Raw genomic sequence first — 24,029 nt, forward strand, 5'->3', positions numbered from 1 at the left:
AAAATCCCACACACAACACATCAGTTTGAACAAAAAAGACAGGGTCGGGAAATGGCAAAGGTATCACTGGAGAAAGAGAAGATTAAATTTCTGCTGGTTGAAGGCGTGCATCAAAAAGCGCTCGAAAGCCTTCGTGCAGCAGGTTATACCAACATCGAGTTTCACAAAGGCGCTCTGGACACTGAGCAACTGAAAGAGTCCATCCGTGATGCCCATTTCATTGGCCTGCGATCCCGTACCCATCTGACTGAAGATGTGATTGACGCCGCAGAGAAACTGGTCGCGATTGGCTGCTTCTGCATTGGCACCAATCAGGTTGATCTGTCTGCTGCGGCAAAGCGCGGGATCCCTGTGTTTAACGCGCCATTCTCTAACACGCGTTCTGTTGCCGAACTGGTGATTGGCGAACTGCTGCTACTGCTACGCGGCGTCCCCGAAGCGAACGCCAAAGCGCACCGCGGCGTGTGGAACAAACTGGCTACCGGCTCCTTTGAAGCGCGTGGCAAAAAACTGGGGATCATCGGCTACGGCCACATTGGTACTCAGTTGGGCATTCTGGCGGAATCGCTGGGGATGCACGTCTACTTCTATGATATTGAAAATAAACTACCGCTGGGCAACGCCACGCAGGTACAGCATCTTTCCGACCTGCTGAATATGAGCGATGTGGTCAGTTTGCACGTACCGGAAAATGCCTCCACCAAAAATCTGATGGGCGCGCGTGAGATTGCGTTGATGAAACCAGGTGCGCTGCTGATTAACGCCGCACGTGGTACGGTTGTTGATATTCCTGCGCTGTGTGATGCGCTGGCAACGAAACATCTGGCGGGAGCGGCCATCGACGTCTTCCCAACGGAGCCAGCTTCTAACAGCGATCCTTTCACCTCGCCGCTGTGTGATTTTGATAACGTGATCCTGACGCCGCACATTGGTGGTTCAACGCTGGAAGCGCAGGAAAACATCGGTCTGGAAGTCGCTGGGAAACTGACCAAGTATTCCGACAACGGCTCTACGCTGTCTGCAGTTAACTTCCCGGAGGTTTCGCTGCCGCTACACGGCGGTCGTCGTCTGATGCACATTCACGAAAACCGTCCGGGCGTACTGACCGCGCTGAACCAGATTTTTGCCGAGCAGGGCGTCAACATTGCCGCGCAGTATCTGCAGACTTCCGCGCAGGTAGGTTACGTTGTTATCGATATTGAAGCGGATGAAGATGTGGCGGAGAAAGCGCTGCAGGCGATGAAAGCCCTTCCGGGAACCATTCGCGCTCGTCTACTGTACTGATTTCCTCTACATGGGCAGGCGGTTGACCTGCCCATCTTTCCTCTGATTTCCCTGCCTCAAATCTCTTCCTGTAACGCATACATTCTGTTTTCGAGCCTTGCCGCAATTGGCAACTAAAGGCAGCGTTGCGTGTTGTACAGCAGTAAAAGGAATTTACGATAGGGGCTCAGCATAGTGCTGAAACGGGAAAGCCCCTACCGGAGCAGGGGCTTTAAAAAGGAAAGGGACGATGATGAGATACGTCATCATGCTGCTGATCCTGTTAATCATCGCTTACCCAGCATATTAACAGAGAGTACGCAGGAGGGAGGTTCGCCTCCCTCACCCTTCACCGAGGAATTTAGGTCAAAAAAACGACGCTGTCAATCGCTAAAAAACGGCTACCATTGCCAAATTTTTGACGGCGTCACCACCGCAGGCAGCGGGATATCCCACTCTTCAACCGGCAACTTCTCGACTAACTGACAGTCGTGCGCGTAGCCTACGGGCTGGATCTTATGTTGCTGCCAGTTTTGTAGCGTACGGTCGTAAAATCCGCCGCCCATGCCCAGGCGTTGCCCGTATTCATCAAACGCCACTAACGGTGTAATCAGTACATCCAGCTTTGACAGCGGCAATACGTCGCGTACATCAAGCCGTGGTTCCTGAATTTTTAAGCGATTGGTCACCAGGTCGCTGTGCGGATGATAGTGCAGGAACAGTAAATTACCGGGGCTGAAGGGATGAAGCACCGGAAGATAGACGCGCTTGCCCGCTCGCCACAGCTGATCTATTAGCGGCTGGGTATCGAGTTCGCCATCGAACGAGAGAAACACCGCCACGGTATGCGCGAGTACAACTGGAGGAAAACTGAGCATTCGGGTCGCGGCCTGCTGACCGTACTGATGCTGCTGCTCAGAGGTAAGCGCACGTCGACGCTGACGAATCAGTTGACGAATTTCTTGCCGGGATAAAGGGAGTTCAGAAAGTAGTGTCATGGCTGTTGCCAGGTAGAAGGGAATCTCCGAGATGCCGCCGCAGGCTGTAACCCTTGAACCCTTGGTTCAAGGTGAATGCGTCGTCACAGTTTTAAGGCTTCTCGGACGGGCCGAGCATGCTCACCAACCATGGAGCGCCACATTCTTGTGGTATGAAATATCGGCTCAGGGGACTGGCCCGCTTGCAAACATCTCAGAGAAATTTTGTCTTCACGGTCACTCTACCACAGTAAACCGAAAAGTGTTATTCAAAGTTTTGGCCCGTTTTTTCGGTTATGCGACCCTGATCAAGCAACGCCTGTTCGATGGTCTGTTGTAGCATCCGAATACGTTGTTCCATGCTCGCCGCGTACTCACGCGTCTTCGCTTTTTCCTGAGTTAATTCATAGCTGATGTTCAACGCGGCGATGAAAACCAACTGCTCAGTATTTGTGACTCTAGTGCGAACTTTCAGATCTTGCAATCGCTGATTGAGATCGTCCGCAGCCTGATTCAACGCATCCCTTTGTTCAGGCGGGCAATTCACTCGCAGTGAACGGCCAAATATTTGGATATCGACGGGTTGTGCAGACATGCCACCTTCCTGCTGATTGACTGCGCTGCCTTCGTCTCCAGACCTTGGGTCCGCGAAGGGGCGACACTATAGCTACCCTGGTATCAAGATACAAGCCCTTTTCTGGTTCACCAGGGTCCAAAGTGGTAGCATACCATGAATATTCCTCCCTTTGATGACGAATGCTTATGTCTATACAGAACGAAATGCCTGGCTACAACGACGTTAGCCAGTTTTTGAACCAACAAGGGGCTGGATTAACCCCGGCCGAAATGCACGGCTTAATCAGCGGAATGATTTGTGGCGGCAACAACGACAGCTCATGGCAGCCGCTGCTGCACGACCTGACGAACGAAGGTCTGGCCTTCGGTCACGAGCTGGCTCAGGCGCTGCTGAAAATGCACTCTGCCACCAGCGATGCGCTGGAAGATGATGGTTTCCTTTTTCAGCTTTATCTGCCTGAAGGGGATGACGTCAGCGTGTTCGATCGCGCCGATGCGCTGGCGGGATGGGTAAACCACTTTTTGCTGGGTCTTGGCGTCACGCAGCCGAAGCTCGACAAAGTAACCGGCGAAACCGGGGAAGCGATTGACGACCTGCGCAATATCGCGCAGTTAGGGTATGACGAAGACGAAGATCAGGAAGAGCTGGAAATGTCGCTCGAAGAGATCATCGAATACGTGCGCGTAGCCGCCTTGCTGTGTCATGACACGTTTACGCGTCAGCAGCCGACTGCGCCGGAAGTCCGTAAACCGACTCTGCACTAAGAACGAAACGCAAAGGAGAGTGTGATGAGCGAGATATCTCAGCAAGAATTCCAGCGTCGTCGCCAGGCTTTACTGGCACAAATGCAGCCCGGCAGCGCCGCGCTGATTTTTGCCGCCCCTGAAGCGACGCGCAGCGCGGACAGTGAATACCCGTACCGCCAAAGCAGTGATTTCTGGTACTTCACCGGTTTTAACGAACCTGAAGCCGTGCTGGTGCTGATTAAAAGCGATGACACTCATAACCACAGCGTTTTGTTTAATCGGGTTCGCGATCTGACGGCGGAGATCTGGTTTGGCCGTCGTCTTGGTCAGGATGCCGCACCGGCAAAACTCGGCGTTGACCGGGCGCTGGCCTTCAGCGAAATTAACCAACAGCTGCACCTGTTGCTCAATGGCCTGGACGCGGTGTATCACGCACAAGGTGAATATGCCTGGGCCGACGAGATTGTGTGCACGGCGCTGGATAAACTGCGTAAAGGTTCCAGGCAAAATTTGCGCGCGCCTGCCGCGATTATCGACTGGCGTCCAATGGTGCATGAGATGCGCCTGTTCAAATCACCAGAAGAGATCGCGGTCATGCGTCGTGCCGGAGAAATCACCGCGCTGGCGCATACCCGTGCGATGGAAAAATGCCGTCCGGGAATGTTTGAATACCAGTTAGAAGGGGAGATTCACCACGAATTTACCCGCCATGGTGCGCGTTATCCGTCCTATAACACGATTGTCGGCAGCGGTGAAAACGGCTGTATCCTGCATTACACTGAAAATGAAAGTGAAATGCGCGATGGCGATTTGGTGCTGATCGACGCTGGCTGTGAATACAAAGGCTATGCGGGCGACATTACGCGTACCTTCCCGGTAAACGGTAAATTTACCCCAGCACAGCGTGAAATCTACGATATCGTGCTCGAATCCTTAGAGACCAGCCTGCGTCTGTATCGTCCCGGAACATCCATCCAGGAAGTCACCAGCGAAGTGGTGCGTATCATGATTACCGGCCTGGTGAGGCTTGGCATTCTGCACGGCGAGGTCGATCAACTGATTACCGAAAATGCACACCGACCTTTCTTCATGCACGGGCTTAGTCACTGGCTGGGTCTGGATGTACACGACGTCGGCGTTTATGGTCAGGACCGTTCACGTATTCTCGAGCCGGGAATGGTGCTTACCGTTGAACCGGGACTGTATATCGCGCCGGACGCCGACGTACCGGCTGCCTATCGTGGTATCGGCATTCGTATTGAAGATGACATCCTCATCACGGAAGACGGCAATGAAAACCTGACCGCCAGCGTGGTGAAGAAAGCGGATGACATTGAAGCCCTGATGGCTGCGGCACGACTGCAATGAGCGTGATTATCGTCGGTGGTGGCATGGTCGGCGCGACGCTGGCGCTGGCCATTTCCCAGCTTAGTCATGGGACGCTGCCAGTTCATCTGATAGAAGCAAGCGCGCCTGACTCTGATCGCCATCCGGGGTTTGATGCCCGGGCGATCGCGCTGGCGGCAGGGACCTGCCAACAGCTGGCGCGAATTGGCATATGGCAGGCGATTGCCGATTGCGCAACAGCGATCAAAACCGTTCACGTCAGCGATCGCGGCCATGCCGGATTTGTAACGCTGGATGCGCAGGAATACCGTATTCCTGCGCTGGGGCAAGTTGTAGAGCTGCACGATGTCGGGCTACGTCTGTTTGCGCTGCTGCGTAAAGCGCCGGGCGTCACACTGCACTGCCCCGACCGCGTAGCCAGCGTGTCACGCACGCAGGAGCGCGTGGAAGTTACGCTGGAAAATGGCGAAATGATTGATGGCCGCCTGCTGGTGGCCGCCGACGGTACGCGCTCCGCACTGGCTACCGCCTGCGGCGTTGACTGGCAGCAACAGCCCTATGAGCAACTGGCGGTAATTGCCAACGTCACAACCTCTGTGCCGCACGACGGTCGAGCGTTTGAACGTTTCACGCAATATGGCCCGCTGGCAATGCTGCCCATGTCTGATGGTCGCTGCTCGCTGGTGTGGTGTCATCCGCTGGAACGGCGCGATGAGATTCTGGCCTGGTCCGACGAACGGTTTTGCCGTGAACTGCAAACCGCGTTTGGCTGGCGGCTGGGGCGTATTATCAAGGCGGGTAAACGCAACGCCTATCCGCTTTCGTTAACCTCGGCGCAAAAAGCGATTACCCATCGAACCGTGCTGGTAGGGAACGCAGCCCAGACGCTGCATCCCATTGCCGGACAAGGTTTCAACCTTGGTCTGCGTGATGTGATGAGCCTGGCTGAAACGTTGACCCAGGCGCAGAACAGCGGGGAAGATGTCGGTGATTATGCGGTGCTGGCACGCTATCAGCATCGCCGCGAACGCGATCGCGAAACGACGATTGGCGTGACTAATAATTTGGTGTATCTGTTTGCCAATCGCTGGGCCCCGCTGGTTGTTGGACGAAATGTCGGGCTGATGGCGATGGAATTATTTACCCCTGCGCGCGATGCGCTGGCGGAGCGAACCCTCGGTTGGGTTGCGCGATAAATATGACCTGTAGGCCGGATAAGGCAAAGCAGCCATCCGGCAAGGGTCTCCGCAAAAATGCCTGATGGCGCTGCGCTTATCAGGCCTACGGATTACAGGTTTCGAGGTATAAACAGTGCAAAGTGTTGATGTAGCAATTGTGGGTGGCGGCATGGTGGGACTGGCGGTTGCCTGCGGCTTGCAGGGCAGCGGGTTGCGCGTTGCGGTGTTGGAACAACATGTCCCGCAGCCGTTGGCGGCGGATGCTCCTCCTCAGCTTCGCGTATCGGCTATTAATGCCGCCAGCGAAAAACTGCTGACCCGTCTTGGCGTCTGGTCCGATATTGTAGCCCGTCGCGCTTGCTGCTACCACGGCATGGAAGTCTGGGACAAAGACAGCTTTGGACGAATTGCGTTTGATGACCAGAGCATGGGCTACAGCCATTTGGGGCACATTGTCGAAAACTCAGAGATTCACTACGCGCTGTGGCAAAAGGCGCAGCGTTCAGCGGATATTACGCTGCTGGCACCCGCTGAATTACAGCAGGTGGCCTGGGGTGAGAACGAGGCATTTCTGACCCTGAAAGATGGCGCAATGCTGACGGCACGCCTGGTCGTCGGTGCCGATGGCGCTAACTCCTGGCTGCGCAACAAAGCGGATATTCCGCTCACCTTTTGGGATTACCGCCATCATGCGCTGGTGGCGACTATCCGTACGCAGGAAGCCCACGGTGCGGTTGCGCGTCAGGCGTTTCATGGTGAGGGTATCCTGGCATTCCTGCCGCTCAGCGATCCACACCTGTGTTCTATCGTCTGGTCGCTCTCGCCGCAGGAAGCAGAACGTATGCAGCAGGCAAGCGTAGACGAATTCAATCAGGCGCTGAATATCGCTTTTGATAATCGCCTGGGGCTGTGCAGCCTTGAGAGCGAACGCCAGACGTTTCCGCTGACTGGACGCTATGCCCGCCAGTTTGCCGCCCATCGTATGGCACTGGTGGGTGATGCGGCGCATACCATCCACCCGCTGGCGGGTCAGGGGGTAAACCTTGGCTTCATGGATGCGGCGGAGCTGATCGACGAGCTTAAGCGGCTACAGCGTCAGGGCAAAGATATTGGTCAGTACCTCTATCTGCGCCGTTATGAACGTAGCCGTAAGCACAGCGCAGCGCTGATGTTGGCGGGGATGCAGGGTTTCCGTGAGCTGTTTGCAGGCGAGAATCCGGCGAAAAAACTGCTGCGTGATATTGGTCTGAAACTGGCCGATACCCTGCCAGGCGTAAAACCGCAACTCATCCGCCAGGCGATGGGACTGAACGATCTTCCTGAGTGGCTACGCTAGTGTCCGTAAGGACAATCTTAAGAGTTTGAAACCCGTCACACTTTCCTCTCCCGGCCTGCGCGCCGGGATGGTTCTCTCATTTGAAATAATCTAATTCCACGCCTTTTTTCGCATTAGTTTTTTTAATATTACGTTTTTTTCATAACGCCATTTTTGACATTTTTTCCACATTTAATATGGATTGATACGGCTTAACTTCGCTTATATATGTCTGTTGTTCTGATGTATTGGCGTTTTACTGGTTTTTTATGCTGTCGTCGATCTGGTCATTTTTAGTCATAAGCTAATGTGATGGTTAATTTTGCCTTATGGTTTAGCGTCTGTTTCGGTGGTAAGTTCAGGACAAAGAGAACGTTTGCGTCGCAGCCCCTGGAGCGGCTGTGGTGCTGGGTTTCGTGGCGACAATTTCACCGCGAAAGAGTTGGTAGCCCCGCTTATTCAACGAGGAAAAGATGGCTCAACAGACTCCTTTGTACGAACAACACACGCAATGTGGCGCGCGCATGGTCGATTTCCATGGCTGGATGATGCCACTGCATTACGGTTCTCAGCTCGATGAACACCATGCTGTCCGCACCGATGCCGGAATGTTTGATGTGTCGCATATGACCATCGTCGACCTGCGCGGTAGCCGCACCCGGGAGTTCTTGCGTTATCTGCTGGCAAACGACGTCGCGAAGCTAACGAAGACGGGTAAAGCCCTCTACTCCGGTATGCTTAACGCTTCGGGCGGCGTGATAGATGACCTGATTGTCTACTACTTCACTGAAGATTTCTTCCGCCTCGTTGTAAACTCCGCCACCCGCGAAAAAGACCTCTCCTGGATTACCCAACACGCTGAACCATACGCTATCGACATCACCGTTCGTGACGACCTGTCGCTGATCGCGGTACAGGGACCAAACGCGCAGGCAAAAGCAGCTACGTTGTTTACTGATGAGCAGCGTCAGGCGGTAGCAGGCATGAAGCCGTTCTTTGGCGTTCAGGCGGGTGATTTGTTTATCGCAACCACCGGTTATACCGGCGAAGCAGGCTATGAAATTGCCATGCCGAATGAAAAGGCCGCGGATTTCTGGCGTGCGCTGGTCGAAGCCGGTGTTCAGCCTTGCGGTCTGGGCGCGCGTGATACGCTGCGTTTAGAAGCTGGTATGAACCTGTACGGTCAGGAGATGGACGAAGGCATTTCTCCGCTGGCGGCCAACATGGGCTGGACCATCGCATGGGAACCGGCTGACCGCGACTTTATCGGTCGTGAAGCGTTGGAAATGCAGCGTGAAAAAGGCCACGAACAACTGGTCGGGCTGGTGATGACCGAGAAAGGCGTGCTGCGTAATGAACTGCCGGTGCGCTTCACCGATGCTTCTGGCAACCAGCAGGAAGGCATTATCACCAGCGGGACATTCTCCCCAACCCTGGGTTACAGCATCGCGTTGGCGCGTGTCCCTGCGGGTATCGGCGACACGGCGATTGTGCAAATTCGTAACCGCGAAATGCCGGTAAAAGTGACTAAACCTGTTTTTGTGCGTAACGGCAAAGCCGTCGCGTAATTCATCCTTTTTTGGAGATTGATTGATGAGCAACGTACCTGCAGAACTGAAATACAGCAAAGAACACGAATGGCTGCGCAAAGAAGCTGACGGCTCTTACACCGTTGGTATCACCGAACACGCTCAGGAGCTGTTAGGTGACATGGTTTTCGTTGACCTGCCAGAAGTTGGCGCAACCGTCAGTGCGGGCGATGATTGTGCCGTTGCGGAGTCCGTAAAAGCGGCATCCGATATCTATGCGCCAGTAGGTGGTGAGATTGTGGCGGTTAACGACGCGCTCAGCGACTCCCCGGAACTGGTCAACAGCGAGCCATATGCGGGTGGCTGGATTTTCAAAATCAAAGCCAGCGATGAAAGCGAAATTGAATCGCTGCTGGATGCGACCGCATATGAAGCATTGTTAGAAGACGAGTAAATACGCTTCATCCTTCACGTTGCAGGTGTGTTGGCTTCCTCGCTTACCCCAGTCACTTACTTATGTAAGCTCCTGGGGATGTGCTGCGTCGCCGCCGTCCTGCAACGCGAATTATTTTGCGTATTCAGGTAAGTAGAGACACCTACGATTCACTGCACGTTTCAGGAACCATCGCCCATGACACAGACGTTAAGCCAGCTTGAAAACAGCGGCGCTTTCATTGAACGCCACATCGGACCGGACGCCGCGCAGCAGCAAGAGATGCTGAATGCGGTTGGCGCCGAGTCGTTAAACGCGCTGATCGGCCAGATTGTGCCGAAAGACATTCAGCTCGCAACCCCGCCGCAGGTGGGCGAGGCGGCGACCGAATACGCTGCGCTGGCTGAATTAAAAGCCATCGCTGGGCGTAACAAGCGCTTCACGTCCTACATTGGCATGGGCTACACCGCCGTGCAGTTGCCACCGGTAATCCTGCGCAACATGCTGGAAAACCCGGGCTGGTACACTGCGTATACGCCGTATCAGCCAGAAGTTTCTCAGGGGCGCCTGGAAGCTCTGCTGAACTTCCAACAGGTCACACTGGATCTGGCGGGGCTGGATATGGCTTCCGCTTCTCTGCTGGATGAAGCCACCGCGGCCGCTGAAGCCATGGCGATGGCCAAACGTGTCAGCAAACTGAAAAACGCCAACCGCTTCTTCGTTGCGGCTGATGTTCATCCGCAAACGCTGGACGTCGTGCGTACCCGTGCACAAACCTTTGGTTTTGACGTGATTGTTGATGACGCGGCGAAAGCACTGGATCACCAGGATGTGTTTGGCGTGCTGTTGCAGCAGGTTGGCACCACCGGTGAAGTGCATGACTACAGCAAACTGATTACCGAGCTGAAATCCCGTAAAGTTGTGGTCAGTGTCGCTGCCGACTTTATGGCGCTGGTACTGCTGACTGCTCCGGGCAAACAGGGCGCGGATATCGTTTTCGGTTCTGCACAACGCTTCGGCGTACCGATGGGTTACGGTGGCCCACACGCGGCATTTTTCGCCGCTAAAGACGAATTCAAACGCTCCATGCCAGGCCGTATTATCGGCGTCTCCAAAGATGCGGCGGGCAATACCGCACTGCGCATGGCGATGCAGACTCGTGAGCAGCATATCCGCCGCGAGAAAGCGAACTCCAACATTTGTACCTCGCAGGTTCTGCTGGCCAACATCGCCAGCCTGTATGCCGTTTATCATGGTCCGGTTGGCCTGAAACGCATTGCTAATCGCATCCACCGCCTGACTGATATTCTGGCAGCCGGTCTGCAACAGAAAGGATTGAAGCTGCGTCATGCGCACTACTTCGACACTCTGTGTGTTGAAGTGGCCGACAAAGCGGCGGTACTGGCGCGTGCCGAAGCGGCAGAAATCAACCTGCGTAGCGATATCCATAACGCGGTAGGTATTACGCTCGATGAAACCACCACCCGTGAAAACGTGGTGCAGTTGTTCAATGTTCTGCTGGGCGACAGTCACGGCCTGAACATCGATACGCTGGATAAAGACGTGGCGCTCGACAGTCGTTCTATTCAGGAAAGCATGCTGCGTGACGATGCGATCCTCAGCCATCCGGTGTTCAACCGCTACCACAGCGAAACCGAGATGATGCGCTACATGCACTCACTGGAGCGTAAAGATCTGGCGCTGAATCAGGCAATGATCCCGCTGGGTTCCTGCACCATGAAACTCAACGCCGCTGCCGAGATGATCCCTATCACCTGGCCTGAATTCGCTGAGCTGCATCCGTTCTGCCCGCCAGAGCAGGCTGAAGGTTATCACCAGATGATCGGCCAGCTTTCCGAGTGGCTGGTAAAACTGACCGGTTATGATGCCGTCTGCATGCAGCCGAACTCCGGCGCGCAGGGCGAGTATGCGGGTCTGCTGGCGATTCGTCATTATCACGAAAGCCGTAACGAAGGTCATCGCGATATCTGCCTGATCCCGGCCTCTGCCCACGGTACCAACCCGGCGTCTGCACAGATGGCGGGTATGCAGGTCGTGGTTGTCGCCTGTGATAAGAACGGCAACATCGACCTGGACGATCTGCGAGCAAAAGCAGAACAACATGCCGACAACCTTTCTTGCATCATGGTGACCTACCCATCCACCCACGGCGTTTATGAAGAAACGATCCGTGAAGTGTGCGACGTTGTGCACCAGTTCGGCGGCCAGGTTTACCTTGATGGCGCGAACATGAACGCTCAGGTTGGGATCACCACGCCGGGCTTTATTGGCGCAGATGTCTCGCACCTCAACTTGCATAAAACATTCTGCATTCCGCACGGCGGCGGCGGCCCAGGTATGGGACCGATCGGCGTGAAATCACATCTGGCGCCGTTTGTACCGGGTCACAGCGTAGTGCAGATTGAAGGGATGCTGACCCGTCAGGGCGCAGTTTCTGCGGCGCCGTTCGGTAGCGCATCCATTTTGCCAATCAGCTGGATGTACATCCGTATGATGGGCGCAGAAGGTCTGAAGCAGGCAAGCCAGGTGGCGATCCTTAACGCTAACTACATTGCCAGCCGTCTGAAAGATGCTTATCCGGTACTGTATACCGGTCGCGATGGTCGCGTGGCGCATGAATGTATTCTCGACATTCGCCCACTGAAAGAAGAGACCGGCATCAGCGAACTGGATATTGCCAAGCGCCTGATCGATTACGGTTTCCATGCGCCGACCATGTCTTTCCCGGTCGCGGGTACCCTGATGGTTGAACCGACAGAATCTGAAAGCAAAGTGGAACTGGATCGCTTTATCAATGCGATGCTGGCAATCCGCGCTGAGATCGATCGCGTGAAAGCCGGTGAATGGTCACTGGAAGATAACCCACTGGTTAACTCACCGCACACGCAAAACGAGCTGGTAGCGGAGTGGAATCACGGTTATAGCCGCGAAATCGCCGTCTTCCCGGCGGGTGTGGCGAACAAATACTGGCCAACCGTGAAACGCCTTGATGACGTTTACGGTGACCGTAACCTGTTCTGCTCCTGCGTACCGATGAGCGAATATCAGTAATCTGCTGATTCGACTATCTTTTAAAGGCGCTTCGGCGCCTTTATTTTTTGGGAGAAACGTTATGGCTATAGCATTGGTGACGGGCGGCAGTCGTGGCATTGGTCGAGCAACCGCGCTGCAACTGGCGCAAGAGGGTTACACGGTCGCCGTGAATTTTCATCACAATATTCGTGCGGCAACCGAGGTGGTGAACTACATCATCGCTGCAGGCGGTAAAGCAATTGCTTTGCGTGCGGATATCAGTGATGAAAGCCAGGTGGTGGCAATGTTTGAGTCTATTGACCGTGAAGGCGAACCGCTGACTGCCCTGGTGAATAATGCCGGGATCTTGTTTGAGCAAAGCACGGTCGAAAACTTAACCGCCGAACGCATTAATCGCGTCCTGGCGACCAATGTTACCGGCTATTTCCTGTGCTGTCGGGAAGCGGTAAAGCGCATGTCGTTCAAGCATGGTGGTCAGGGCGGGGCGATTGTGAATGTCTCTTCAGCGGCATCGCGGCTTGGTGCGCCATTCGAGTATGTTGATTACGCGGCCTCGAAAGGCGCGGTGGACACGCTCACCACCGGCCTGGCGCTGGAGGTTGCGGCGCAGGGTATCCGCGTGAACGGTGTGCGGCCGGGTCTTATCTACACTGAAATGCATGCGTCAGGCGGCGAGCCGGGAAGAGTCGATCGCGTGAAATCTATGTTGCCTATGCAGCGTGGCGGGCAGCCGGAAGAAGTCGCACAGGCAATTACCTGGCTACTGAGCGAGAAGGCATCTTACGTAACGGGCAGTTTTCTGGAACTGGCGGGCGGGAAGTAATGTGTTGTTTGCCGGATGGTGCAGCGCCATCCGGCAAAAAATCACAAATTCTCGCCGTTGCTGGCAATCACCGTTTTATACCACTCAAAACTCTTCTTCCGTGAACGCGTCATATCGCCGGTGCCGTCGTCATGTTTGTTCACGTAGATAAAGCCGTAACGTTTGCTGTACTGACCGGTGGTAAACGATACGCAGTCGATGCAGCCCCATGGCGTGTAGCCCATCAGGTCTACGCCATCATAGGTTACCGCTTTCATCATTTCTTCGATGTGGGCGCGCAGATAGTCGATGCGATAGTCGTCGTTGATGCTGCCGTCTTCTTCTACTTTGTCATAAGCGCCAAACCCGTTTTCAACGATAAACAGCGGCTTCTGGTAGCGTTCATACAGCTCACATAAGGCATAGCGCAGACCGACGGGGTCAATCTGCCAGCCCCAGTCGGAGGCTTTTACGTGCGGGTTCGGTACGCTGCCCTCAAAACCAGAAATGGCATCGCCGCTGCCGCCTTCCGCTTTTACCGCGTTGGTCATGTAGTAACTGAATCCGAGATAGTCACAGGTGCCCTCACGCAGGATTTGCTCATCGCCGGCTTCCATTCGGATGTTGAATTCGCGGCGTTCCCACTCGTTCAGTACATATGATGGATAGTAGCCGCGCAGTTGAACGTCGGTGAAAACATAGCGCTCACGCATCGATTCCTGCGCGAACATCACATCTTCAGGCTTACAGGAGAACGGGTACAGTGGCACCATCGCCAGCATGCAGCCGACTTTCATTTCCGGGTTGATGCGACGTGCGGCTTTTACTGCCAGAGCGCTGGCCACGAACTGGTGGTGCAGCACCTGGTACATAGTCTCTTCCGGGTTTTCATGCTCGGTATACACCACGCCGGAGCAGCAATAACCAAACAGCGGTGCACGCCAGTTGCGCTGGTTGTTGATCTCATTAAAGGTCATCCAGTATTTGACCTTGTGCTTGTAGCGCTCAAAAACGACTTCAGCAAATCGGACAAAGAAATCGACGACTTTACGATTGGTCCAGCTACCGTACTGTTGAACCAGGTGCAGCGGCATTTCGAAGTGGGAAAGGGTGATGACCGGTTCGATGTTGTACTTCAGCAGTTCATCAAACATGTCGTCGTAGAACTTTAGCCCTTCTTCATTCGGCTGGGTTTCGTCCCCTTTCGGGAAGATACGGGTCCAGGCGATTGAGGTACGGAAGCATTTGAAGCCCATCTCGGCAAACAGCTTGATGTCTTCTTTGTAATGACTGTAAAAATCGACAGCTTCGTGGTTAGGGTAGTACTTACCGGGCTCAACTTCCTGAGTGATTTCTCGCGGAACGCCGTGTGCCCCTCCGGTCAGTACGTCGCAAATGCTAGGGCCTTTGCCACCTTTGTTCCAGCCGCCTTCAACCTGGTGCGCCGCAACCGCGCCGCCCCATAAAAAATCGTTTGGTAAGGTAAGTTTTTTCATCTGCGCTCAGTCTCAAATTAATACAATCTGATTTTGAGTCTAACAAAGGAAAGATAAATGTCACGATATAACAAAATATCGTAAATGTGATTTGTTACATCAAAAAAACAGATTGTTTTTTTACGCTATTCTTTTCGCCAGCTTGCGACCGAGTGATTCCAGAATATAAATAACGGGGATCTGCGTGGTTATATCGTATACCCCGGCAATACGTGTTTGTGGAACATGCCAGGAGAGGTTAAAGTCGGCGAGTTTCGCCAGGCGAGAGTGCTCATGGCTGGTGACCGACAGAACCTTACAGTTGTGCAGACTGAACTGGCTGGCAAAGCGCAGGATCTCTTCTGTTTCACCAGACACGGAAAGCACGATCGCCAGCGCGTTTCTGGCCATGTCGTTAGTTACCGGGAAATAAGGATCGTCAATGTGATTACTGAATTTACCGACGTTTGAGAAAAAACGTGCGCCATATTTTGCCAGCGCTCCAGACGTTCCCGCTCCGACGAATATAATACGTTCGGACGATAATATAATATCAACAGCCTGATCGAGCAGTTTATCGAACTCGTCGTTATTGACGCCTTTAAAGAAACTGATAATTTCGCTGGCACCGAAATTAGCCTGTTGCGGTTCATTCTGCTCTAAATATAATTTGAAGCGCACGCGAAATTCTGAGTAACCTTCACATTTAAGCTTGCGGCAAAAGCGCAGTACGGTGGTAGTGGAAACACCCACGGCATCGGCCAGTTCGCGAATGGTCATGTACATGACTTTGTCACGGTTTTTGATGACATAGTTGTAGACCAGCATCTCAAGATTGTTGAGACTGGCGATGGCAGCGTGGGAGAACATACTCACAATGGCAAAACTCACTCATCAGACTTCATCTACAGGGAATAATAACATGCAGCCAAATGACATCACTTTTTTTCAGCGTTTCCAGGATGACATTCTGGCCGGACGCAAGACCATCACCATTCGTGACGAGTCCGAATCACACTTCAAAGCCGGGGACATTTTACGGGTTGGGCGCTTCGAAGATGAGGGCTACTTCTGCACGATTGAAGTTGTCGGCACCTCAACCGTCACGCTGGATACGCTAACGGAAAAACATGCCCAACAGGAAAACATGGCGCTCGATGAGCTTAAACAGGTGATCGCCGAGATTTACCCGGATCAAACGCAATTTTATGTGATTGATTTTAAATGCCTTTAACTTTACAGGTACAGCTGTTAGCTGAAATATAAAATGCAATTATATGATTTTTATTAATTATTTATTATTTGATAAATATTTTAGCTAACATGTGTTCACTGGAACCATTCTCAGTTACGCTAGAGGCGCAATAACGAAAGTGTTCGTTTCTGGGGAGTAACTTATGGTTCAGAAGCCATTAATCGCGCAGGGATATTCGCTGGCAGAGGAAATAGCCAATAGCATCAGTCACGGTATCGGGCTGGTGTTTGGGATTGTCGGACTGGTGCTGTTACTGGTTCAGGCAGTGGATACCAACGCCAGCGCCATGGCTATTACCAGCTATAGCCTGTACGGCGGCAGCATGATCCTGCTGTTCCTTGCCTCAACCTTGTATCATGCGATCCCCCATCAGAGAGCGAAAGTCTGGCTGAAAAAATTCGACCACTGCGCGATTTATCTGCTGATTGCCGGGACCTACACGCCATTTCTGCTGGTGGGGCTGGATTCGCCGCTGGCACGCGGACTGATGATTGTTATCTGGAGCCTGGCGCTAATCGGTATTTTATTCAAACTGACTATTGCGCACCGCTTTAAGGTTCTGTCGCTGGTGACCTACCTGACAATGGGCTGGCTATCGCTGATAGTGGTGTATCAACTGGCGGTTAAGCTGGCGGCGGGTGGTGTGACGTTGCTGGCCGTTGGCGGCGTCGTGTATTCGCTGGGCGTTATTTTCTACGTCTGTAAGCGCATTCCTTACAACCACGCGATCTGGCATGGCTTTGTGCTGGGTGGCAGCGTTTGCCACTTCCTGGCAATCTATCTGTACGTTGGTCAGGCTTAACCCTTGATGCCGGATGGCGGCTAGCGCCTTATCCGGCCTACAAAATGTGCCTGTAGGCCGGATAAGCGTGCGCTATCCGGCGTTAATCTTTTACTCTTCCAGCGAATACGGCAGCGGTACGATATGCAGCGTTTTTGCATCGTCGCGAACGCGGAACACGCTGTCGGCTTCCATGTCGTTATTCATCACAACCTGCACCAGCACTTGTCCATCAGCCAGCTGTACCGCGGCGAGTACGGTGCCGGTACGACGCCAGTTCTCGCCCATTTTCAGCTCAAGGTCTTCACCCGCTTCCGGCACCCGACTGGCCGCACCTGCCAGAGTCCACATGGCGCGTTTATTGGCGCCGCGGAATTTTGCGCGGGCAACCATTTCCTGACCGGTATAGCAGCCTTTTTTAAAGCTGATACCGCCCAATGCCTGCAGATTGGTGGCCTGCGGAATAAACTGTGCGCTGTTGGCAGTATCAATAACCGGAATACCCGCTTCGATATCCAGCGCCAGCCACTGTTGGCTGTTATTCAATTCTGCTTCGCCACGCAGTTTCTCCGCAATCATCTCAGCTGTTGCGACATCAACGATCAGCAGGAAGCGTTCAGATGGATGCTCGAACCACAGCAGGGCGGAAGCGCCGTGGGTAACGACCTGCTTATCGCTGGTTGGCAGTTCGCTAAAGAGATTGGCTAGCGCCGCGCGCGCCTGGAAGCCCGCTACGCCCAGCAGGACGCGCTCGTCATCCGGGGCAATCACGACCTTCGAGAAGACGGCGTATTTTTTCAGTTCGGTCAATTGGGCATCACGCAGGCTACGGCGTTCAAGCCAGGCAAAACCATCAGCCTGACGGAAGAGACGCAGGTTGCTCCACATTTTACCTTTGGCATCGCAGTGAGCTGCCAGCAGGTGTTGCTGTTCGGTCATTTGGCTGACATCAGCGGTGACCTGGCCCTGGATGTACTTTTCACTGTCGACGCCGGTAATGGTGGCGAGAGCCCAGTCGTCGAGCGTCATTAGCGTCAGAGGCAAACGTGCCGACGCACACGGCTGGCGAGGAGGAAACGATGTAAAAGCCATAATAATGTCCTGATTTGCTTAACGCGGTAATAATGACTAATGGTAAAAGAGCTATAGGCTATTGCAAGCGGTTTAAACATCCTGTTTGTGCCTTATATTAAGCTTTGCGAGGAGACATCCAAAAAAGTGAACCCTTTGACTTAATGTGGTTTTATTTAGCGATCGCGCTTCCGTTTACTGATATTCCCGTAAAAGAGCGTGAAAAACACGTTACAATAGCCGGATACTTCGTTTTCGCGAGACAGGGAAAAGAACATGGATATTAACAACAAAGCACGTATTCATTGGGCATGCCGCCGCGGTATGCGTGAACTGGACATCTCTATCATGCCGTTTTTCGAACATGAGTATGACAACTTAAGTGACGAAGAAAAACGCATCTTTATCCGTCTGCTGGAATGTGATGATCCAGACTTATTTAACTGGTTGATGAATCATGGGAAACCGGCTGATGAGCAGTTGGAGCAGATGGTGCGACTCATCCAGACACGGAATCGGGAACGTGGTCCAGTGGCAATCTGATTTACGCGTTTCATGGCGCGCACAGTGGCTCTCTCTGCTCATTCATGGGCTGGTTGCGGTATTCATTTTATTGATGCCCTGGCCATTGAGCTACACCCCATTATGGTTGGTGCTGCTCTCTCTGGTGGTGTTTGATAGCGTACGCAGTCAGCGTCGCATTAACGCTTGTCAGGGAGAGATTAGACTGTTAATGGACGGTCGCCTGCGCTGGCAGGGGCAAGAGTGGTCTATCGTTTGTGCACCCTGGATGATTAAAACGGGCATGATGCTGCGTTTGCGTTCAGATGCGGGAAAACGTCAGCATTTGTGGCTGGCAGCGGACAGCATGGATGACGCTGAGTGGCGGGATTTGCGGCGGTTAATGCTGCAACAGGTAAAGCAGGGTTAACGCCGGCGAATGACTGATGGCGAGCAGCTACGGTTTAGCGCGCTATGTAAGCCGGAGAAGGCATTCACGCCGTCATCCGGCAAACTGGCTATCAGGACCAGTGTTCGGCCATTTCACCGAGAATTTGCTCACACCATGCCTGGATACGTTCATCGCTGAGGTCGTACTGGTTCGTTTCATCCAGAGCTAAACCGACAAACAACTGCCCATCGGCAATCACGGGTTTATCACTGGTGAATTCATAACCTTCTGTTGGCCAGTAACCGACAAACTTAACGCCTTTGGTGACCAGTTTATCATGCAGCATACCCAGTGCATCAAGGAACCACTCACCGTACCCCAGTTGATCGCCCATGCCGTAAAGCGCGACAATCTTGCCTTCCAGGTTGAGGTTGTCCAGTTGATCCCAGACCGCTTCCCAGTCTTCCTGAATTTCACCGAAATCCCAGGTTGGAATACCCAAAATGAGCACGTCATACTGCTCCATTAGAGCCGGGGAATCATCCTTGAGATTGTGCAGTGTCACCAGTTCGGGACCCAGGATATCGCGGATTTTTTCTGCTGCCATTTCGGTGTAGCAGGTGCTGGAACCGTAAAAAAGACCCATGTTCATGACGTAAACATCTCAATTCTGCTGTAGCGTTGCGGGTAGTGTAACAGAATCGCCGCAATCCCGGCACAATGAGGCATAATGCATCAAAAATGAGAGTGGAATAAGGGGCGCGAGTGGAACAGGATCTGGCGCGCATCGAGCAGTTTCTTGATGCACTGTGGCTGGAACGAAATCTGGCAGAGAACACGTTAAGTGCGTATCGTCGCGATCTGACAATGCTTGTTGAATGGTTGCACCATCGTGGCATTTCACTGGCGACGGCGCAGAGCGATGATTTGCAGGCATTGCTGGCTGAGCGGATGGATGGCGGGTATAAAGCCACCAGTTCAGCTCGTTTGCTCAGTGCCATGCGGCGTTTTTTTCAGCATCTTTACGGCGAAAAATTTCGCGAAGACGATCCAAGCGCCTCGCTTGCTTCACCTAAACTTCCGCAGCGTTTGCCAAAAGATCTCAGCGAAGCGCAGGTAGAACGGCTGCTGCAGGCCCCGCTTATTGACCAACCGCTTGAGCTACGCGACAAAGCGATGCTGGAGGTTTTGTACGCTACGGGGTTGCGCGTATCAGAGTTGGTGGGGCTGACGATGAGCGATATTAGTCTGCGCCAGGGCGTTGTGCGGGTGATTGGTAAAGGCAACAAAGAGCGGCTTGTGCCGTTGGGCGAAGAAGCCGTGTACTGGCTGGAAACATACCTGGAACACGGTCGTCCGTGGTTGCTCAACGGCGTATCGATTGACGTACTGTTTCCCAGCCAGCGTGCGCAGCAGATGACCCGTCAGACTTTCTGGCATCGCATCAAATACTATGCTGTGTTGGCGGGAATCGACAGCGAAAAGCTGTCACCGCACGTCCTGCGGCACGCGTTTGCCACACATCTGCTTAACCATGGCGCAGACCTGCGCGTGGTGCAGATGCTACTGGGGCATAGCGACCTCTCGACAACGCAGATTTATACTCATGTCGCAACGGAGCGCTTGCGGCAACTACATCAACAGCATCACCCGCGAGCGTGAGTGCTGACAGGAAAGGATAGGCTATGAAAAAACGTTTTATGATGTTCACTCTGCTGGCGACGGCGTTTTCCGGCATGGTACATGCAGACGACGCGGCAATTCGCCAGTCATTAGCAAAGCTGGGTGTGCAGAGCACCGAGATTCAGTCCGCTCCGGTTGCGGGCATGAAAACCGTACTGACCAATAGCGGCGTGTTGTACGTTACCGAAGACGGTAAACATATTATTCAGGGACCGATGTATGACGTGAGCGGCACAAGTCCGGTAAACGTCACCAACCAACTGCTGATGAAGCATCTGAACGCGCTGGAAAAAGAGATGATCATCTACAAAGCGCCGCAGGAAAAACACGTCATTACCGTTTTCACCGACATCACTTGCGGTTACTGCCACAAGCTGCATGAAGAGATGAAAGACTACAATGCGTTGGGGATCACCGTACGCTATCTGGCTTTCCCACGTCAGGGGCTGGACAGCCAGGCTGAGCAGGACATGAAGTCTATCTGGTGTGCGAAGGATAAAAACAAAGCCTTTGACGACGCGATGACTGGCAAGGGTGTAAAAGCGGCGACCTGTGATGTGGATATCGCTAACCACTATGCGCTGGGCGTACAGTTTGGCGTCAGCGGTACGCCGGCGATTGTGCTGAGCAATGGCTATGTCGTACCTGGTTATCAGGGCCCGAAAGAGATGAAAGAATTCCTCGATGCACATGCAAAACAAACCAGCGGTAAATAATTCGCGTGAAACAACAGATACAACTTCGTCGGCGTGAGGCCGACGAGACCGCCGAGCTACCTGCCGATTTGCCGCCACTGCTGCGCCGTTTGTACGCCAGCCGTGGCGTGCGCAGCGCGCAGGAGCTTGAGCGTAGCGTGAAAGGCATGCTGCCGTGGCAGCATTTGAACGGCGTCGAAAAAGCAGTTGAGATCCTCTACAACGCCTTTCGAACGGGAACTCGCATCATCGTTGTCGGCGATTTTGACGCTGATGGCGCGACCAGCACGGCGCTAAGCATCCTGGCGATGCGCGCGTTGGGCTGCAGTAACGTTGACTACCTGGTGCCAAATCGTTTTGAAGACGGTTATGGTTTAAGCCCGGAAGTCGTTGATCAGGCCCATGCCCGGGGCGCTCAGCTGATTGTCACCGTAGACAACGGCATCTCGTCTCACGCGGGTGTCGAACATGCCAGAACGTTGGAGATCCCGGTCGTTGTGACCGATCACCACCTGCCCGGTGACACGCTGCCGGGTGCAGAGGCGATCATCAATCCTAATCTGCACGACTGTGAATTCCCGTCGAAATCGCTGGCAGGCGTTGGTGTGGCCTTCTACTTGATGCTGGCGCTGCGCACCTTTTTGCGTGACAAAGGCTGGTTTGATGAACGCGGTATTGCACCGCCGAACCTGGCGGATTTGCTCGATCTGGTTGCACTTGGCACGGTGGCGGACGTGGTCCCGCTGGATGCCAATAACCGTATTCTGACGTGGCAAGGCTTAAGCCGTATCCGCGCCGGAAAGTGTCGCCCTGGTATTAAAGCGCTGCTGGAGATTTCCAATCGCGACCCCCTAAAGCTGGCAGCCAGTGATTTAGGTTTTGCCCTCGGGCCACGGCTGAATGCGGCGGGCCGTCTGGACGATATGTCCGTTGGTGTGGCGCTGTTGCTGTGTGACAGCATTGGCGAAGCGCGTGTGCTGGCCAATGAGCTTGATGCGCTCAACCAGACGCGCAAAGAGATCGAGCAGGGCATGCAGGCCGAAGCACTAACCCTGTGTGAAAAGCTGGAACGCAGTAGCGATACACTACCGGGCGGCCTGGCAATGTATCATCCCGAGTGGCATCAGGGTGTTGTGGGGATTCTGGCATCGCGTATTAAAGAGCGATTCCATCGCCCAGTGATAGCGTTTGCCCCGGCAGGTGACGGTACTCTCAAAGGGTCCGGGCGTTCGATTCAGGGGCTGCACATGCGCGATGCGCTGGAGCGCCTGGACACCCTTTATCCGGGCATGATCCTCAAGTTTGGCGGTCACGCCATGGCGGCAGGTTTATCGCTGGAAGAGGCGCAGTTTGAGCGTTTCCAGCAGCGTTTCGGCGAACTGGTAACCGAGTGGCTGGATCCCGCCTTACTGCAGGGCGAAGTGGTATCAGACGGCCCACTGAGCGCGGCGGAGATGACCATGGAGATCGCACAAATGCTGCGCGATGCTGGACCGTGGGGGCAAATGTTCCCGGAACCGCTGTTTGACGGGCATTTCCGTTTGCTCCAGCAGCGTCTGGTCGGTGAGCGTCATCTGAAGGTGATGGTCGAGCCCGTGGGCGGTGGTCCGCTGCTGGACGGTATTGCGTTTAATGTCGATACCACCTGCTGGCCGGACAACGGCGTGCGCGAAGTTCAGCTTGCCTACAAACTGGATATTAACGAGTTTCGCGGCAACCGCAGCTTGCAGATTATAATCGACAATATCTGGCCACTTTAGCGTCACTAATCGCTATAAAAAAGGGCGTGGATTAGTTACAATCCCGCTCTTATCACCGCATTTTGACTAGTCCAATAAAAGAAATCAGACAATGTTTGAAATTAATCCGGTAAATAACCGCATTCAGGACCTCACGGAGCGCTCTGACGTTCTTAGGGGGTATCTTTGACTATGATGCCAAGAAAGAGCGTCTGGAAGAAGTAAACGCCGAGCTGGAACAGCCGGACGTGTGGAACGAACCCGAACGCGCTCAGGCGCTGGGCAAAGAGCGTTCCTCCCTTGAGGCCATCGTTGATACGCTCGATCAGATGAGCCAGGGCCTGGAAGATGTCTCCGGCCTGCTGGATCTGGCTGTAGAAGCCGACGACGAAGAAACCTTTAACGAAGCCGTAGCAGAACTCGATACGCTGGAAGATAAGCTGGCCCAGCTGGAATTCCGTCGTATGTTCTCCGGTGAATATGACAGCGCGGATTGCTATCTCGATATTCAGGCAGGTTCTGGCGGTACGGAAGCGCAGGACTGGGCAAGCATGCTGATGCGTATGTATCTGCGTTGGGCTGAAGCGCGCGGCTTTAAGACCGAAATTATTGAAGAGTCTGAAGGTGAAGTCGCGGGTATTAAATCCGTGACCATCAGAATTGCTGGTGAATATGCGTACGGTTGGCTGCGTACTGAAACCGGCGTACACCGTCTGGTTCGTAAGAGTCCGTTCGACTCCGGCGGACGTCGCCATACGTCGTTCAGTTCGGCGTTTGTTTATCCGGAAGTTGACGATGATATTGATATCGATATCAACCCGGCGGACCTGCGTATCGACGTTTACCGTGCCTCCGGTGCAGGCGGTCAGCACGTTAACCGTACGGAATCTGCGGTGCGTATTACCCACATCCCGACTGGGATTGTGACGCAGTGCCAGAACGACCGTTCCCAGCACAAGAACAAAGACCAGGCCATGAAGCAGATGAAAGCGAAGCTTTATGAACTGGAAATGCAGAAGAAGAATGCCGAGAAACAGGCGATGGAAGACACCAAGTCAGATATCGGCTGGGGTAGCCAGATTCGTTCTTATGTCCTTGATGACTCCCGCATCAAAGATCTGCGTACCGGGGTTGAAACCCGTAACACGCAGGCGGTGCTGGATGGCAGCCTGGATCAATTTATCGAAGCAAGTTTGAAAGCAGGGTTATGAGGAACC

General features: G+C 53.7%; 23 protein-coding genes and 1 other RNA gene. 17 read left to right on the top strand and 7 right to left on the bottom strand.

Going from position 1 to position 24,029, the window contains the following annotated elements:
• Window positions 1-51: 51 nt before the first annotated feature.
• Entirely contained in the window at window positions 52-1,284 is a 1,233-nt protein-coding gene (gene serA / locus HV041_RS00775; protein WP_121585030.1) for a phosphoglycerate dehydrogenase, read from the top strand.
• 380 nt (window positions 1,285-1,664) lie between these two features.
• Here serA and HV041_RS00780 read toward each other — a convergent pair whose 3' ends face one another.
• The 3 genes from HV041_RS00780 to zapA form a co-directional block, all read right to left on the bottom strand.
• Window positions 1,665-2,261 (bottom strand): 5-formyltetrahydrofolate cyclo-ligase, encoded by a 597-nt coding sequence (locus tag HV041_RS00780; protein ID WP_121585029.1) that lies wholly within the window; start codon window positions 2,259-2,261, stop codon window positions 1,665-1,667.
• Between the two features lie 19 nt (window positions 2,262-2,280).
• Window positions 2,281-2,464, bottom strand: a non-coding RNA gene (gene ssrS / locus HV041_RS00785) — 6S RNA.
• A 41-nt stretch (window positions 2,465-2,505) separates the two neighbouring features.
• Entirely contained in the window at window positions 2,506-2,835 is a 330-nt protein-coding gene (gene zapA / locus HV041_RS00790; RefSeq protein ID WP_003026980.1) for a cell division protein ZapA, read from the bottom strand.
• A gap of 167 nt (window positions 2,836-3,002) precedes the next feature.
• On the opposite strand from zapA, the gene HV041_RS00795 reads away from it, so the two are divergent.
• The 8 genes from HV041_RS00795 to HV041_RS00830 all read left to right on the top strand — a co-directional run bounded on the left by HV041_RS00795 (window position 3,003) and on the right by HV041_RS00830 (window position 13,242).
• Complete coding sequence (locus HV041_RS00795; protein WP_086523442.1) at window positions 3,003-3,581, top strand: YecA family protein; 579 nt, start codon at window positions 3,003-3,005, stop codon at window positions 3,579-3,581.
• Between the two features lie 24 nt (window positions 3,582-3,605).
• Complete coding sequence (gene pepP, locus HV041_RS00800; RefSeq protein WP_121585028.1) at window positions 3,606-4,931, top strand: Xaa-Pro aminopeptidase; 1,326 nt, start codon at window positions 3,606-3,608, stop codon at window positions 4,929-4,931.
• Complete coding sequence (gene ubiH, locus HV041_RS00805) at window positions 4,928-6,106, top strand: 2-octaprenyl-6-methoxyphenyl hydroxylase (RefSeq protein ID WP_121585027.1); 1,179 nt, start codon at window positions 4,928-4,930, stop codon at window positions 6,104-6,106. The genes pepP and ubiH overlap by 4 nt, the downstream gene beginning before the upstream one ends.
• Window positions 6,107-6,221: 115 nt before the next feature.
• The gene (gene ubiI, locus HV041_RS00810) at window positions 6,222-7,424 is read left to right on the top strand and encodes an FAD-dependent 2-octaprenylphenol hydroxylase (RefSeq protein WP_101742752.1); all 1,203 of its coding nucleotides are present in this window, start codon (window positions 6,222-6,224) and stop codon (window positions 7,422-7,424) included.
• 452 nt (window positions 7,425-7,876) lie between these two features.
• A complete protein-coding gene (gene gcvT, locus HV041_RS00815; protein WP_121585026.1) occupies window positions 7,877-8,971 on the top strand; it encodes a glycine cleavage system aminomethyltransferase GcvT in 1,095 nt (364 codons plus the stop codon).
• Window positions 8,972-8,996: 25 nt separating this feature from the next.
• The gene (gene gcvH / locus HV041_RS00820; RefSeq protein ID WP_003026965.1) at window positions 8,997-9,386 is read left to right on the top strand and encodes a glycine cleavage system protein GcvH; all 390 of its coding nucleotides are present in this window, start codon (window positions 8,997-8,999) and stop codon (window positions 9,384-9,386) included.
• A 177-nt stretch (window positions 9,387-9,563) separates the two neighbouring features.
• Window positions 9,564-12,437 carry an aminomethyl-transferring glycine dehydrogenase gene (gene gcvP, locus HV041_RS00825; RefSeq protein WP_121585025.1) on the top strand — a complete coding sequence of 958 codons (2,874 nt, stop codon included), beginning with the start codon at window positions 9,564-9,566 and terminating at the stop codon, window positions 12,435-12,437.
• A 61-nt stretch (window positions 12,438-12,498) separates the two neighbouring features.
• On the top strand, window positions 12,499-13,242 hold the full coding sequence (locus tag HV041_RS00830) for an SDR family oxidoreductase (protein ID WP_121585024.1): 744 nt from the start codon (window positions 12,499-12,501) through the stop codon (window positions 13,240-13,242).
• Between the two features lie 41 nt (window positions 13,243-13,283).
• Here the strand turns inward: HV041_RS00830 and bglA are convergent, their stop codons facing one another.
• Complete coding sequence (gene bglA, locus HV041_RS00835) at window positions 13,284-14,717, bottom strand: 6-phospho-beta-glucosidase BglA (RefSeq protein WP_121585023.1); 1,434 nt, start codon at window positions 14,715-14,717, stop codon at window positions 13,284-13,286.
• A gap of 120 nt (window positions 14,718-14,837) precedes the next feature.
• Window positions 14,838-15,566, bottom strand: a complete 729-nt coding sequence (locus HV041_RS00840) for a MurR/RpiR family transcriptional regulator (RefSeq protein WP_003838265.1) — start codon at window positions 15,564-15,566, stop codon at window positions 14,838-14,840.
• Between the two features lie 52 nt (window positions 15,567-15,618).
• On the opposite strand from HV041_RS00840, the gene yqfB reads away from it, so the two are divergent.
• Window positions 15,619-15,930 carry a N(4)-acetylcytidine aminohydrolase gene (yqfB, locus tag HV041_RS00845; protein WP_048213167.1) on the top strand — a complete coding sequence of 104 codons (312 nt, stop codon included), beginning with the start codon at window positions 15,619-15,621 and terminating at the stop codon, window positions 15,928-15,930.
• Between the two features lie 163 nt (window positions 15,931-16,093).
• The gene (locus tag HV041_RS00850) at window positions 16,094-16,753 is read left to right on the top strand and encodes a hemolysin III family protein (protein ID WP_003026947.1); all 660 of its coding nucleotides are present in this window, start codon (window positions 16,094-16,096) and stop codon (window positions 16,751-16,753) included.
• Window positions 16,754-16,843: 90 nt separating this feature from the next.
• On the opposite strand, the gene ygfZ is transcribed toward HV041_RS00850, so the two are convergent.
• Window positions 16,844-17,824: a tRNA-modifying protein YgfZ gene (gene ygfZ, locus HV041_RS00855; protein ID WP_048213166.1), complete on the bottom strand. Its 981-nt coding sequence runs from the start codon at window positions 17,822-17,824 to the stop codon at window positions 16,844-16,846.
• Between the two features lie 255 nt (window positions 17,825-18,079).
• Between ygfZ and sdhE the strand changes: the two genes are divergently transcribed.
• Together sdhE and HV041_RS00865 are read left to right on the top strand one after the other, a co-directional pair.
• Window positions 18,080-18,346 carry an FAD assembly factor SdhE gene (gene sdhE / locus HV041_RS00860; RefSeq protein WP_005123351.1) on the top strand — a complete coding sequence of 89 codons (267 nt, stop codon included), beginning with the start codon at window positions 18,080-18,082 and terminating at the stop codon, window positions 18,344-18,346.
• Window positions 18,327-18,734 (top strand): protein YgfX, encoded by a 408-nt coding sequence (locus HV041_RS00865; protein WP_048213165.1) that lies wholly within the window; start codon window positions 18,327-18,329, stop codon window positions 18,732-18,734. The genes sdhE and HV041_RS00865 overlap by 20 nt, the downstream gene beginning before the upstream one ends.
• A gap of 91 nt (window positions 18,735-18,825) precedes the next feature.
• Here HV041_RS00865 and fldB read toward each other — a convergent pair whose 3' ends face one another.
• Window positions 18,826-19,347, bottom strand: a complete 522-nt coding sequence (gene fldB / locus HV041_RS00870) for a flavodoxin FldB (protein ID WP_048213164.1) — start codon at window positions 19,345-19,347, stop codon at window positions 18,826-18,828.
• A gap of 113 nt (window positions 19,348-19,460) precedes the next feature.
• Between fldB and xerD the strand changes: the two genes are divergently transcribed.
• The 4 genes from xerD to prfB all read left to right on the top strand — a co-directional run bounded on the left by xerD (window position 19,461) and on the right by prfB (window position 24,023).
• Window positions 19,461-20,357, top strand: coding sequence for a site-specific tyrosine recombinase XerD (xerD, locus tag HV041_RS00875; protein WP_165712742.1), 897 nt, complete (start codon window positions 19,461-19,463; stop codon window positions 20,355-20,357).
• A 23-nt stretch (window positions 20,358-20,380) separates the two neighbouring features.
• Window positions 20,381-21,094: a bifunctional protein-disulfide isomerase/oxidoreductase DsbC gene (dsbC, locus tag HV041_RS00880; protein WP_121585022.1), complete on the top strand. Its 714-nt coding sequence runs from the start codon at window positions 20,381-20,383 to the stop codon at window positions 21,092-21,094.
• 5 nt (window positions 21,095-21,099) lie between these two features.
• Window positions 21,100-22,833, top strand: coding sequence for a single-stranded-DNA-specific exonuclease RecJ (gene recJ / locus HV041_RS00885; protein ID WP_121585021.1), 1,734 nt, complete (start codon window positions 21,100-21,102; stop codon window positions 22,831-22,833).
• A gap of 91 nt (window positions 22,834-22,924) precedes the next feature.
• Window positions 22,925-24,023 (top strand): peptide chain release factor 2 gene (gene prfB / locus HV041_RS00890; protein ID WP_121585020.1). Its coding sequence is split into 2 segments (ribosomal slippage): window positions 22,925-22,999 and window positions 23,001-24,023, totalling 1,098 coding nucleotides; the frame shifts between segments, so codons are not numbered across the junction.
• Window positions 24,024-24,029: the final 6 nt, after the last annotated feature.

It is taken from the genome of Citrobacter sp. RHBSTW-00029, assembly GCF_014104295.1.
GTDB lineage: Bacteria > Pseudomonadota > Gammaproteobacteria > Enterobacterales > Enterobacteriaceae > Citrobacter > Citrobacter youngae.